The 13,041-nt window shown below is 63.4% G+C and carries 11 protein-coding genes; 8 read left to right on the plus strand and 3 right to left on the minus strand.

Features of this window, described 5'->3' with window-relative positions; all coding sequences use genetic code 11:
* A partial coding sequence (locus ACMV8A_RS07510) for an IS3 family transposase (protein WP_495325269.1) occupies positions 1-97 on the plus strand: 97 nt, incomplete at its 5' end.
* A gap of 473 nt (positions 98-570) precedes the next feature.
* Here ACMV8A_RS07510 and acnB read toward each other — a convergent pair.
* The gene (acnB, locus tag ACMV8A_RS07515) at positions 571-3,129 is read right to left on the minus strand and encodes a bifunctional aconitate hydratase 2/2-methylisocitrate dehydratase (RefSeq protein WP_495325149.1); all 2,559 of its coding nucleotides are present in this window, start codon (positions 3,127-3,129) and stop codon (positions 571-573) included.
* Positions 3,130-3,392: 263 nt separating this feature from the next.
* Here acnB and purB point away from each other — a divergent pair, with 263 nt between their 5' ends.
* The 7 genes from purB (at position 3,393) to ACMV8A_RS07550 (ending at position 10,507) form a co-directional block, all read left to right on the plus strand.
* Complete coding sequence (gene purB / locus ACMV8A_RS07520; protein ID WP_495325150.1) at positions 3,393-4,760, plus strand: adenylosuccinate lyase; 1,368 nt, start codon at positions 3,393-3,395, stop codon at positions 4,758-4,760.
* Between the two features lie 140 nt (positions 4,761-4,900).
* Entirely contained in the window at positions 4,901-6,076 is a 1,176-nt protein-coding gene (locus tag ACMV8A_RS07525; protein ID WP_495325151.1) for a JmjC domain-containing protein, read from the plus strand.
* A 73-nt stretch (positions 6,077-6,149) separates the two neighbouring features.
* Positions 6,150-6,581, plus strand: a complete 432-nt coding sequence (locus ACMV8A_RS07530; RefSeq protein WP_495325152.1) for a GNAT family N-acetyltransferase — start codon at positions 6,150-6,152, stop codon at positions 6,579-6,581.
* A gap of 91 nt (positions 6,582-6,672) precedes the next feature.
* Positions 6,673-7,185, plus strand: coding sequence for a DUF7931 domain-containing protein (locus ACMV8A_RS07535; protein WP_495325153.1), 513 nt, complete (start codon positions 6,673-6,675; stop codon positions 7,183-7,185).
* Between the two features lie 20 nt (positions 7,186-7,205).
* Positions 7,206-8,024: a secretin GspD/PilQ domain-containing protein gene (locus tag ACMV8A_RS07540; protein ID WP_495325154.1), complete on the plus strand. Its 819-nt coding sequence runs from the start codon at positions 7,206-7,208 to the stop codon at positions 8,022-8,024.
* A gap of 102 nt (positions 8,025-8,126) precedes the next feature.
* Positions 8,127-9,938, plus strand: coding sequence for a M61 family metallopeptidase (locus ACMV8A_RS07545; protein ID WP_495325155.1), 1,812 nt, complete (start codon positions 8,127-8,129; stop codon positions 9,936-9,938).
* Complete coding sequence (locus ACMV8A_RS07550; RefSeq protein WP_495325156.1) at positions 9,938-10,507, plus strand: hypothetical protein; 570 nt, start codon at positions 9,938-9,940, stop codon at positions 10,505-10,507. The genes ACMV8A_RS07545 and ACMV8A_RS07550 overlap by 1 nt, the downstream gene beginning before the upstream one ends.
* Before the next feature lie 165 nt (positions 10,508-10,672).
* On the opposite strand, the gene ACMV8A_RS07555 is transcribed toward ACMV8A_RS07550, so the two are convergent.
* Both ACMV8A_RS07555 and ACMV8A_RS07560 read right to left on the minus strand, forming a co-directional pair.
* Positions 10,673-11,869: an iron-containing alcohol dehydrogenase gene (locus ACMV8A_RS07555; RefSeq protein WP_495325157.1), complete on the minus strand. Its 1,197-nt coding sequence runs from the start codon at positions 11,867-11,869 to the stop codon at positions 10,673-10,675.
* A 28-nt stretch (positions 11,870-11,897) separates the two neighbouring features.
* On the minus strand, positions 11,898-13,031 hold the full coding sequence (locus ACMV8A_RS07560) for an NAD(P)/FAD-dependent oxidoreductase (protein WP_495325158.1): 1,134 nt from the start codon (positions 13,029-13,031) through the stop codon (positions 11,898-11,900).
* Positions 13,032-13,041: the final 10 nt, after the last annotated feature.

Below are 13,041 nucleotides of genomic sequence, written 5' to 3' on the forward strand. Positions count from 1 at the left end.
CGACTACATCGAGCTGTTCTACAATCCCCGTCGGCGGCACTCGACCTTGGGCTACCTGAGTCCGATGGAGTACGAGAGGCAAGCTAATTTAGCTTAGGCGGGTGTACGCAGAACCTGGGGCAGGCCAGGGATATCCTTTGCCGATAAGAAGTACCCAAAAGGTTTGATTGACATCGGGTGTGGTCCGGGCGACCACAATTGGCAATCCCATACTTCCAGCAGCGTTTTGTATTTGGCTAGCTACCTCATTTAAATGAGCTATAACTAACGGACTTTCTACCATAGTGTCATTTGACACGATGTGGATGGGACGTTTCCGCTTTGATGGCGGTATGCTGAGAAGCGCTTCGAATACCGCATGCGCGACGACTGTCGAATCCTTTCCTCCGGAAAACCCGACGATCCACGGGTAAGCTTGCACCTCCGAAAGATACTCCTCTTTGATAAGCCTAATTATGTCACTCCAGCGTTCCGCGAGTGATAGGACTGACAATGAATCAGGATCGTTTTCACTTGAATTCACTATATTCTTTATTGCCGCGGAATTAATAGTCATGGTGGTATTCCCCCTTAAGCCGCCCGAATTGGAATCACCCTATCCGCGACCTCTTTATACTCCGCAATCTGGTCGAAGCTCAAATACTTATAAATCTCCCCCTCCATCGGCTCCAACCCCTTCACCGCCTCCATATACTCGGCCACAGTCGGAATCCGCCCCAGCATCGCCGCCACAGCGGCGAGCTCCGCCGACGACAGATAGACATTCGCCCCCTTGCCCAGACGGTTGGGGAAGTTGCGGGTGGAGGTGGAGATCACCGTCGCGTTGTCGGCGACGCGCGCCTGGTTGCCCATGCACAGGGAGCAGCCGGGCATTTCGGTGCGGGCGCCGGCCTTGCCGAAGATGCTGTAGTAGCCCTCTTCGGTGAGCTGGTGGGCGTCCATTTTGGTGGGCGGTGCGATCCAGAGGCGGGTCGGCACGTTGGCGACCTTCTCCAGCACCTTGCCGGCGGCGCGGTAGTGGCCAATGTTGGTCATGCAGCTGCCGATGAACACCTCGTCGATCGGGGTACCGGCGACGGCGGACAGCAGTTTGACGTCGTCCGGGTCGTTGGGGCAGGCCAGGATCGGTTCCTTGATGTCGTTGAGGTCGATCTCGATGACGGCGGCGTAGTCGGCGTCGGCATCCGGCTCCAACAGCTGCGGGTTGGCGATCCACGCCTCCATCGCCTCGATACGGCGGCTCAGGGTGCGCTGGTCTTCGTAGCCGTTGGCGATCATCCACTTGAGCAGGGTGATGTTGCTCTGCAGGTATTCGATGATCGGCTCTTTGTTGAGGCGCACGGTGCAGGCGGCGGCGGAACGTTCGGCGCTGGCGTCGGAGAGTTCGAAGGCCTGTTCCACCTTCAGGTCGGGCAGTCCTTCGATTTCGAGGATGCGACCGTTGAAGACGTTCTTCTTGCCCTCCTTCGCCACCGTCAGCAGACCCTGCTGGATCGCAACAAAAGGAATGGCGTTGACCAGGTCACGCAGGGTGACGCCGGGCTGCATCTGGCCCTTGAAGCGCACCAGCACCGACTCGGGCATGTCCAGCGGCATCACACCCAGGGCCGCGGCGAAGGCGACCAGGCCGGAGCCGGCCGGGAAGGAAATGCCGATGGGGAAACGGGTGTGGGAGTCGCCGCCCGTGCCGACGGTGTCGGGCAGCAGCATGCGGTTGAGCCAGGAGTGGATCACACCGTCGCCGGGGCGCAAGGAGACGCCGCCGCGGGTGGTGAAGAACGCGGGCAGGCTGTGGTGCAGCTTGATGTCCACCGGCTTCGGGTAGGCGGCGGTATGGCAGAAGGACTGCATCACCAGATCGGCGGAGAAGCCGAGGCAGGCCAGCTCCTTCAGCTCGTCGCGGGTCATGGCGCCGGTGGTGTCCTGGGAGCCAACGGTGGCCATGCGCGGCTCGCAGTAGGTGCCGGGGCGCACGCCGGTCACGCCGCAGGCCTTGCCGACCATCTTCTGCGCCAGGGTGTAGCCCTTGCCGGTGTCTTTCGGGGCGACCGGGCGGGTGAACAGGTCGGAGGGCTTGAGGCCCAGCGCCTCGCGGGTCTTGTCGGTGAGCGAGCGGCCGATGATAAGCGGGATGCGGCCGCCGGCGCGTACCTCGTCGGCGATGGTGGTGGGCTTCAGTTCGAAGGTGGAGACCACTTCGCCCTTGGCGTTCACGATCTTCCCTTCGTAGGGCTTGATGGTGATGATGTCGCCGGTGTTGAGCTTGGACACGTCGCACTCGATGGGCAGCGCGCCGGAGTCTTCGGCGGTGTTGAAGAAGATGGGGGCGATCTTGCCGCCCAGGATCACGCCGCCCTGGCGCTTGTTGGGCACGTAGGGGATGTCCTCGCCCATGTGCCACAGCACGGAGTTGATGGCGGACTTGCGCGAGGAACCGGTGCCGACCACGTCGCCGACGAAGGCCAGCGGGCGGCCCTGCTTCTTCAACTGCTCGATGGTGGCCAGGCCCTCGGGCATCTTGGAGACCAGCATCGCCTTGGCGTGCAGCGGGATGTCCGGGCGGCTCCAGGCCTCGGAGGCCGGTGAGAAGTCGTCGGTGTTGGTCTCGCCGGGGACCTTGAATACGGTCAGGGTGATGGACTCGGGCAGCTTGTTGCGGCTGGTGAACCACTCGGCGGCGGCCCAGGCATCGACCACCTGCTTGGCCCAGTTGTTGGTTTTGGCCTTGTGGATGACGTCGTGGTAGGCATCGAACACCAGCAGGGTCTTGGCCAGGCCCTGGGCGGCGATGGGCGCCATGTCGTCATCGTCCAGCAGGTCGATCATGGCGCGGACGTTGTAGCCACCCAGCATGGTGCCGAGCAGTTCGGTGGCATGTTTGCGGTCGATGACCGGGGACTTGGCCGCGCCCTTGGCCAGGGCGGTGAGGAAACCGGCCTTGACGTAGGCGGCATCGTCCACGCCGGGCGGTACGCGGTGGGTCATCAGATCGGCCAGAAATTGTTCCTCGCCCTTGGGCGGGTTCTTCAGCAGTTCCACCAGCTCGGCGACCTGTTTGGCATCCAGGGGCAGCGGGGGCAGGCCCTGGGCGGCGCGCTGCTCGGTGTGTTCTCTATATTCTTTAAGCATCTCAATAACCTGTATTTGATATTTAAAGTAAAAACTGCTGCGCGGGCTGGGCGCGAATGGGCTAAAGCATACTCCAATCCATGGCGCTGCCGGAATGCTTGAGGCGGATTGGGCTTTGGCGGTTATGGCGATGTCGGGATGGATGGTGTGTGGGATCGGCTGACGCCGGCCGCAACGGTTCTGTGCGCCCCCATCGGGTAAGGTTTTCCGGTCGATTGGTGTATCATGCGCGCTTCCCCGAATGACCCCCCTCTGGAGCCGGCATGGACCTGACCGAACTTACCGCGATTTCCCCCGTTGATGGCCGCTATGGCAGCAAGGTCGTGGACCTGCGCCCCATCTTCAGCGAGTACGGCCTGATCCGTCACCGTGTGCTGGTGGAGGTGCGCTGGCTGCAGAAGCTGGCGGCGCACAAGGACATTCCCGAAGTCCCGGCCCTGTCCGAGCATGCCAACAACCTGCTCAACGCCATCGTGGAGAAGTTCTCGGTCGAGGACGCGCAACGGGTCAAGAACATCGAGAAAACCACCAACCACGACGTCAAGGCGGTGGAGTATTTCCTCAAGGAGAAGATCGCCGGCAATGCCGAGCTGGAGGCCGTGTCCGAGTTCATCCACTTCGCCTGCACTTCCGAGGACATCAACAACCTGGCCTATGCCCTGATGCTGCGCGAGGCGCGCACCCAGGCGGTGCTGCCGGCGATGGATGCGGTGGTCGACGCCATCAAGGGCCTGGCCCACACCCACGCCGAGCAGCCGATGCTCTCCCGCACCCACGGCCAGCCCGCCTCCCCCACCACCCTGGGCAAGGAGATGGCCAATGTGTGCGCGCGCCTGAAGCGCCAGCGCGAGCAGGTCAAGGCGGTGCCTCTGCTGGGCAAGATCAACGGCGCGGTGGGTAACTACAACGCCCATATCAGCGCCTATCCGGACATCCACTGGTGCCAGTTCGCCGAGGAGTTCGTCACCTCGCTGGGCCTGGAGTGGAACCCCTATACCACCCAGATCGAGCCGCACGATTACATCGCCGAGCTGTTCGACGCCATCGCCCGCTTCAACACCATCCTGCTCGACTTCGACCGCGACATCTGGAGTTACATCTCCATCGGTTACTTCAAGCAGAAGACCGTGGCCGGCGAGGTGGGCTCCTCCACCATGCCGCACAAGGTCAACCCCATCGACTTCGAGAACTCCGAGGGCAACCTCGGCGTCGCCAACGCGCTGTTCGATCACCTGGCCGCCAAACTGCCGGTGTCGCGCTGGCAGCGCGACCTCACCGACTCCACCGTGCTGCGTACCCTCGGCGTCGGCGTGGCCCACTCGCTCATCGCCTACAACGCCACCCTGCGCGGCATCGGCAAGCTGGAGGCCAATCCGGTGGCCATCGCTGCCGACCTGGACGCCAACTGGGAAGTGCTGGCCGAACCGATCCAGACCGTGATGCGCCGCTACGGCATCGAGAAGCCCTACGAGAAACTGAAGGAACTGACCCGCGGCCGCCGCGTCGACCAGGCCGGCATGCAGGCCTTCATCGATACCCTGGACATCCCGGCCGAGGCCAAGGCACGGCTGAAGGCCATGACGCCGGCGTCGTACATTGGCAATGCGGTAACGCAGGCCAAAAAGATTTGACTTCCAAACCTGCCGCAGAGACGCAGAGACACAGAGAATATGAACGCTTGTTCAATGCAGCCTGCGGCAGGGGTAAGCAGGCAGTTTCCTATCGCCAATAATCTCCGCGTCTCTGCGCCTCTGCGACAAGGAGTTCCCGAATGAACGACGTCAAAACCCTGCTCGGCGGGCTGTCGGTCGAGGAGTTCCTCGAAAAATACTGGCAGAAGGAGCCGCTGCTGATCCGTCAGGCCCTGCCCGGCTACCAGTGCCCCATCACGCCGGAGGAACTGGCCGGCCTCGCCTGCGAGGAAGATGTGGAATCGCGCCTGATCATGGAACAGGGCGGCGCGACGCCTTGGCAGGTGGAGCACGGCCCCTTCGCCGAGGAGCGCTTCACTGCCCTGCCCGCCACGCACTGGACGGTGCTGGTGCAGGAGATCAACAAGCATGTGCCCGAGTTCGCCCTGTTGCAGGATCGTTTCAACTTCTTGCCCAATTGGCGCCTGGACGACGTGATGGTGAGCTACGCGCCCGAGCACGGCACGGTCGGCCCGCACGCCGACAACTACGACGTGTTCCTGATTCAGGGTGCTGGCCGCCGCCGCTGGCAGATCAACCGCCAGGAACCCACCGACGACGACCTGCTACCCGACCTGCCGCTCAAGATCATGAAGAACTTCGTGGCAGAAGAAGAATGGGTGCTGGCACCGGGCGACATGCTGTACCTGCCGCCGGGCGTGGCGCACCACGGCGTGGCGCTGGACAGCGACTGCATCACCATCTCGGTCGGCTACCGGGCGCCCACCGTCGGCTCGATCGTCTCCGGGTATTGCAATGACGCGCTGAACCGTTTCGATCTCGATGCCTTCTACCGCGATCCGGATCTGAAGCCCCAACAGTGGCCGGGCGAGATCGCCCTCGACGCCCGCGAGGCCTTCCGCGAACTGATCCGTTCCATCCCCATGGACGATGACAGCATCGACCGCTGGTTCGCCTCCTACATCACCGACGTGCGCCCCGGCCATTACGTGCCCGAGCCGGAAGAGGAGCTGCGGCCGAAGAAGTTCAAGGATATGTTCAAGAAACACGGCGAGCTGTGGCGCAGCGAATACACCCGCTACGCCCACTACACCGACGCGGCGGGCGTCACCCGCCTGTACGTGGCCGGCGAGGAATACGAGATGTACGGCGACGGCCCCAAGGTGGCGCAGATGCTCGCCGGCCAGCGCGTGTTCCGCTACAAGGAGCTGATGCCCTACCTGGAAGACAAGGACCTGCTGGAGCTGCTCACCGACCTGTACAACCTCGGGGCGCTGTATTTCCCGGAGGATTGATTCGTCGTCTGGCACGGCCCTGTTTTGGTGGATCGCTGGCCAATCCCGTCCCGCGGGTCCATGCTTTGTTCCTATGCCCAAGCCACTCTTCACCATCCGCGTTGCCGACTGGGATGACGACCGCCTGGCGCTGACACATATCCGCCGCGTGGTGTTCATGCAGGAACAGGGCGTGCCGGCAGCACTGGAATGGGACGAGTGGGATGCGGTCTCCCGGCACTTCCTGGCCGAAGATGTCCAGGGGCATCCCATCGGCACCGCCCGCCTGTTGCCCGACGGCCATATCGGCCGCATGGCGGTGCTGCAGTTCTGGCGCCGCCGCGGCGTCGGAACTGCCCTGCTGCGCCAGGTGCTGGCAGCGGCCCGCAACGCCGGTTTTGCCACGGTGGAACTAGCAGCCCAGACCCATGCCCTCACATTCTATGAGCGCTTCGGTTTCGCAGCGTTCGGCGATGAGTTCATGGATGCCGGTATCCCCCACCGCAACATGCGGTTGGCTCTGTAGGGCCGGCACCAGCCAGGGACAAGTGTGCGTTCTTATTTGCGGCGGCATTGGGCTATGATGGAGCGCAACAGAGACGCGCACGGAGAACACCATGCAGGATATCCAGCATCACAAACTCGGCGAGACCAATGAACTGCTGTCGCTGGAGACCGCCGGCGATCATCAGGCCGTTGCCCTGGCCATGGCGCAGCAGGCGGTGCGCAGCCTGCATCTCTTCACCCATGATCTGGACCATGCCATTTTCGACACCCCCGAATTCGAGGAGGCCGCATCACGCCTGGCGCGTGGCAGCCAGTACGCCCGCATCCAGATACTGGTGCAGGATTCCTCCAGCGCGGTGCGCCGTGGCCATCGCCTGGTCACCCTGGCGCAGCGTCTGAGCAGCAAGATCGAAATCCGCAAGCCGGTGGCCGAATATGCCGACATCACCCGCGCCTTCTTCGTCGCCGATGAGACCGGTTATATCTCGCGCCAGCTGGCGGACCGCTACGAGGCGGTCGCCAATTTCAGCGACCGCCTCACGGCGCGCGACCTCGTCACTTTCTTCAACGAGGTGTGGCAGCGCAGCCAGCAGGATTCGCAGCTGCGCCGGTTGCATCTGTAAAGCCAATTGAAACGCAAAGCATGAACCGACTGCGCCTCATCACCCTGCTGCTCGCCCTCCTTTTTTCCGTTGCCGCACCGGCGCAAACGGAACTGAAAACCTTCAAGCTGCAGAACCGCAGTGCCGAGGAGATGATCACCATCCTGCGCCCCATGCTGGACCCGCGCGGCGGCATCAGCGGCACCGGCTATACCCTGCTGGTGCGCAGCACGCCGGAGAACCTCAAGGAGATCGAACAGATGGTGCGCGAGCTCGATGCGGCGCTGCGCAACCTGGTGATCACCGTGCGCCGTGGCGAATTGAGCGAGCAGGAGCGCCAGGGGATCGAGGCGCGCGGCGAGATCGGCGGTGACAGCGGCAAGGTCATCATCGGCGAAGGCGGTGCGCCGCGCCTGCGCGCCTACCGCACCGAGCGCCGTGGTGATGACAGTGGCGATCAGCGTCTGCGCGTGCTGGAAGGGCAGTGGGCGCGCATCCAGAGTGGCCAGGAGATGCCGGTGCCGCAGCGCAGTGTGACCCAATCCGGTGGTGGTGTGGTGGTGCAGGAAAGCATCGAATACAAGGATGTTTCCAGCGGCTTCGAGGTGCGGCCGCGCATCAGCGGCGAACGCGTCATCGTCGACGTGCGGCCGTTTCGTGCCCGGCCGGCGGCGACCGGTGGCGGCGCCATCGAGACCTCCAGCCTGAACACTTCGGTGAGCGGCCGTCTCGGCGAGTGGATCGAGCTGGGCGGCGTGGTGAATGAGCGGCAGGAGAGCAGTCGCGGCATTCTCCACTCTACGCAGGAACGCGACGTGCAGCGCATGCGTACCTACATCCGCATCGATACCGTCGAATAATCCCTTACCCGTAGGAACGGCCCTGCCGCGATGCAGGGCGTCGAGTGTCGTCGGCGCCTGAACGAGGCAAAGTCGCTCCTGCGCAAGACAACAACATCGACCATGACTCACGCCATCCACTACCGCATCCTCCCCTCCTCTCCCGAGGCCCATCTGTTCGAGATCACGCTCACCGTGCAGCGCCCGGCCGCCGACGGTCAGGTGGTGTCGTTGCCTGCCTGGATCCCCGGCAGCTACATGATCCGCGACTTCGCCCGCAATATCGTCTGGCTCAAGGCGTACTGCGATGGCGCCGAGCTGGCGGTGCGCAAGCTGGACAAGCAGACCTGGCAGTGCGCGCCGTGCCAGGGGCCGCTGGAGATACGCTACGAGGTCTATGCCTGGGATCTGTCGGTGCGCAGCGCCCACCTCGACACTACCCACGGCTATTACAACGGCAGCAGCGTGTTCCTGCGTGTGCACGGCCAGGACGGGCAGCCCTGCGGCGTGCAGATCCTGCCGCCTGAGGGCGGCGCCTATGCCGAGTGGCGCGTGGCGACCACCTTGCCGCGGGCGGGCGCCGCGCTGTGGGGTTTCGGCGCTTATCAGGCCGCTGACTACGACGAGCTCATCGATCACCCGGTGGAAATGGGCCACTTCGATGTCATCGAATTCGAGGCCTGCGGCGTGCCGCACGCCATGACCCTCACCGGCCGCCATCGCGCTGACCAGGCGCGCCTGGCGCGCGATCTGAAGACCGTGTGCGAATACCACATCCACCTGTTCGGTGAACCGGCGCCGATGTCGCGCTATCTGTTCCAAGTGATGATCACCGGCGATGGTTATGGCGGACTGGAACACCGCAGCTCCACCAGCCTGCTGTGCAGCCGCGACGACCTGCCGCGTGCTGGTGAGGACGCGGTGAGCGAGGGCTATCGCAGTTTTCTCGGCCTGTGTAGTCACGAGTATTTCCATACCTGGAATATCAAGCGCATCAAGCCGGTGGTATTCCAGCCCTACGACCTCAGCCGCGAGGTACATACGCCGCTGCTGTGGTTCTTCGAGGGCGTCACATCCTATTACGACGACCTGGCCCTGGTGCGCAGCGGCCTCATCAGCCGCGACAGTTATCTGGAACTACTGGGACAGACCGTCACCCGCGTGCTGCGCGGCAGCGGCCGCCTCAAACAGCCAGTGGCCGACTCCAGCTTCGATGCCTGGACCAAGTTCTACAAGCAGGATGAAAATGCGCCCAATGCGGTGGTGAGCTACTACACCAAGGGCAGCCTCATCGCCCTGGCGCTGGACCTGACCCTGCGCAATACCGGTGACGGCGGCGTGTCACTGGATGATGTAATGCGCACACTGTGGCAGCGCCACGCGACCCAGGGTGTCACCGAGGAGGGGCTGGAACGCTTGATCAGCGAAGTGGCCGGCGTCGATTTGTCCGCATTCTTCCGCCAGGCGCTGCGCGGTACCGACGACCTGCCGCTGGCAGAACTGCTTGCCACCTGTGGCATCGATTACCGCCTACGCCCGGCTGACAGCAGCGGCGATAAGGGTGGCAAGCCGGGCGGAAAGAACGGCAAGCCCCGCATCGTCCTCGGCGTGCGCACAGGCGATGACGCCGGCGGCGCCAAACTGCTCAATGTGTTCGACGGCGGCGCTGCCCAGCAGGCCGGCCTGGCGGCAGGCGACGTAGTGATTGCCGTTGACGGGTTGCGGGTAAGCAACGGCAGCCTGGACAGGGTGATCACCAGTTACGCGCCCGGTGACAGCGTGCAGGTCCATGCCTTCCGCCGCGACGAATTGATGACCTTCACCGTGGTATTGCAAACCGCCGCAGCTGATACCTGTTATCTCGCCGATCTTGAAGCCCCGGATGCTCCCCAGCAGCAGCGCTGCGATGCCTGGTTGTCCGGTACAATGCGCTGATGACTGTCAATCAACTGATTCTTCTGCCGGCTACGCTGCAGCCCACGCTGCCGGACAAGCGCACCCTGCTTTACCGTCTGGAACAGTGTGGATTCATCGGTGCGCCACTGATGTTCAATGGACAGCAGCACTACCGTCCTGGTGAGCATTTTCTCCAACTGCTGACCTTTCTCGGTTGTTCGCCGGTGGTGGCGCTGGGCGAGCCAGGCGCCACTGGCGATGAGTTCTGCCATATCCAGATCGATGGTCCCAGCGATGAGCTGCGCTTCATTGGTGGCAGCAACGTCAAGACGCCGCGTTGTCCCGGTTGCGGGTTCCGCGTCGAAACCTGGCCGGCGCTGGTGGAGGACTGGCGGGCAAAGCCGGAGCAGAATTGGCGCTGTCCGCTATGCGGCGAGGAGTATCCGCTGCCGATGCTGCGCTGGCGGCAATGTGCCGGTTTCGGCCGCCTGTTCCTGCGCGTGTGGGGGATATTCGAGGGCGAGGCGGTGCCGTCGGAGGCGTTGCTGAAGGTGTTGCGTGAAGTCAGCGGCTTCGAGTGGCAGTACTTCTACTACCGGCATTCTTAAGGAAGCTCTGAATAAGTTCAGAGCTTCCGCGGCACAGGAATGTGCCGCCATTTTCCAGCGACGATAACTCGTTGGAAAATGAAGCGAATCGAAAATCGCATTTTTCGATTCGCGTGGGCTGAGAAGTCCAGGATGAACTTATTCAGACCTTCCTTAAGACAAAGCCTACAAGCGTTGCCGCACGATGGCGGCGATCTCATCGTCGGCCAGTACAACCGGATTACTCTTCATGCTGTTGTTGCGCGAGGCGGCGACAATGGCCGGGATGTCTGTCGCGGCGATGCCGAAATGGCTGAGGCGCGGCAGCTCAAGCCGGATGCTCCAGTTGTCCAACGTCTGAACCAGGGCCGAAGTCGCCGCATTGTCATCCAGTGTGGCATCGTTGCTGAGCAGGCGGCCGACGCGCGCATATTTGGGTAGGGCCGCCGACTCGGGCATGCGCTGGCGCAGGGCCTGCACATTGACGGCGGTGGCGGCCGCCACCGTGGTGCCGCAGGCGACCCCGTGCGGCACGGGGAACAACGAGCCCAGCGGTTGCGCGAGGCCGTGTACCGAACCGAGACCTACCTGGGCCAGGGTGATGCCAGACAGCAGTGCGGCGTAGGCCATGGCACTGCGACCGGCGGCAGCCTGCGCCGAGTCTCCCCCCTCCCACGCTGCCCAGAAACCTCCGGCCACGGCCTCCAAACCGCTCCAAGCCAGCGCGTCGGTAAACGGATTGGCGCGCAGCGAGACATAGGATTCCAACAGTTGGGTAAAGGCATCCATGCCCTGCGCCGCCATCAGGTGGCGCGGACAGGCGGCCAGCAGCTGCGGATCAATCAGCGCCACCTTGGCCACCAGGCAGTCGTGCCGGAAGGATTTCTTGAAACCGTCACGGCCGTGACGGCTGAGGACCGCATTCTTGGTGGCCTCACTGCCGGTGCCGGCGGTGGTGGGTACGGCGATGAACGGCAGCGACGGACCGTTATAGGGAATGCCGCGTCCCACATCTTCCAGGTGATCCAACACCGAATTGCCATTGGGCAGAAGTCCGGCGATGGCCTTGGCCGCGTCGAGCACGCTGCCGCCGCCGATACCGATGACCACCTCCACGCCGGCGGAACCGAATTGCGTTACCGCCGTGTCGATCATCTCTGGCGAAGGCTCGCCGCTGACCGCAAACACCTCGTGCGACATGCCGGCCTGCTCCAGCCCTTGCAACAAGCCTTGCCAGTGGGGCGAACTGCGGAATGAGCTGCCGCCAGTGACTAGCAGCACACGACGGCCAAACTCTACAGTCAATTGCGGCAGTTCACTGAGGCGGCCCGCACCAAACACCAGGCGCGGCAGGGCAGCGATGGAAAAGGCAGGAATGTGCATCGATGGACCTTTGCGCTATATCGTTGCTTCAACGCAGCTGATACAGATACCAGCGCTCGAACAGACGCTTGGCCCAGTGCCACAGGCGGCACGCCGGCAACACCAGGCTGCGCGTCGGCGTGCGCCACACCAGCATGCCCTTGTTCAGGCTGTCCACCACGCACATCAGCTCGATCTTGAAGCGCGCCTGCACCGGCTCACCGCGCAACTCCGCGCTGAGATTGGCGGCGGCGGCCTTGGCCTGCAGATCGGCCATGTGCGCCTGCTTGGGCATCCAGTCCGGGCCGGGGAAACTACCGGAGTCGCCTGCTACATAGACGCGCTCGCCGCCGGATACGCGGCAGAATTCATCGGCCTGCAGCAGGCCGCCCGGTGAGCGCGGCAGATCGGTGTTGTCGAACCAGGCATTACCGGTCATGCCCGGCATGAACAGGATCAGGTCGGCAGCAAACTCGCCGCCTTCGGTCTGCACGCTGTTGTGCGTGAAGCCCTTGAGCTTATGACCGAGATGGGTGTCGATGCCACGGCGTTGCATCTCGCGCAGCAGGCCGCCCACGGCCTTGGCGCCGAGACGCTTGCCCGGTTCGGCGGCGGGATTGAAGAATACCAGCTTGAAGTGCTCGCGCCGTCCCTGCTGGCGCAGCAGGGTGTCGATGCCGAACAGGAATTCGAACATCGGCCCACCGCGCATGGCGGAAGGTTCATTGGGATTGCTGCCGAAGCCGATGGCGATGGTGCCGCCCGACATGGCGTTGAGGCGTTCGCGGATCGCCGTCGCTGCGGCGATACCTTCGCACGGGGTGATGGCGTGTTCGATACCGGGCAGTTTCTTGATGAAGCGGCCGCCGCTGGCAATGATCAGACCGTCGTTACCGACCTCGCCGTTGCTGGTCACTACGGTGCGCCCACCGTCCTTCAGGCCGGTGGCCTCGGCGACCTGCAACTCGACGCGCAGGCGGTGCAGAAAATTGTCCAGCGGCACAACCAGGTCCTCCGGCCGGCGTTGCCCGGACGGGATCCAGATCAGGCTGGGCAGAAATACGAACTCGGCGCGCGGAGCAATGAGCGTGATCTGCGCCTGCGGGTTGCGCTTGCGCAGCTCACGCAGCGCGGTGATGGCGGCAAAACCGCTGCCGATGACGGTCAATCGTTGTTGGGTCATGAGGCTGTCT

The sequence above is a fragment of the Sulfurivermis sp. genome, from assembly GCF_059410345.1.

Coding starts and splice junctions, on each gene's coding strand:
- ACMV8A_RS07555 (WP_495325157.1), bottom strand. CDS start 11,869: ATGCACATTCCTGCCTTTTCCATCGCTGCCCTGCCGCGCCTGGTGTTT.
- purB (WP_495325150.1), top strand. CDS start 3,393: ATGGACCTGACCGAACTTACCGCGATTTCCCCCGTTGATGGCCGCTAT.
- ACMV8A_RS07535 (WP_495325153.1), top strand. CDS start 6,673: ATGCAGGATATCCAGCATCACAAACTCGGCGAGACCAATGAACTGCTG.
- acnB (WP_495325149.1), bottom strand. CDS start 3,129: ATGCTTAAAGAATATAGAGAACACACCGAGCAGCGCGCCGCCCAGGGC.
- ACMV8A_RS07525 (WP_495325151.1), top strand. CDS start 4,901: ATGAACGACGTCAAAACCCTGCTCGGCGGGCTGTCGGTCGAGGAGTTC.
- ACMV8A_RS07540 (WP_495325154.1), top strand. CDS start 7,206: ATGAACCGACTGCGCCTCATCACCCTGCTGCTCGCCCTCCTTTTTTCC.
- ACMV8A_RS07530 (WP_495325152.1), top strand. CDS start 6,150: ATGCCCAAGCCACTCTTCACCATCCGCGTTGCCGACTGGGATGACGAC.
- ACMV8A_RS07560 (WP_495325158.1), bottom strand. CDS start 13,031: ATGACCCAACAACGATTGACCGTCATCGGCAGCGGTTTTGCCGCCATC.
- ACMV8A_RS07545 (WP_495325155.1), top strand. CDS start 8,127: ATGACTCACGCCATCCACTACCGCATCCTCCCCTCCTCTCCCGAGGCC.
- ACMV8A_RS07550 (WP_495325156.1), top strand. CDS start 9,938: ATGACTGTCAATCAACTGATTCTTCTGCCGGCTACGCTGCAGCCCACG.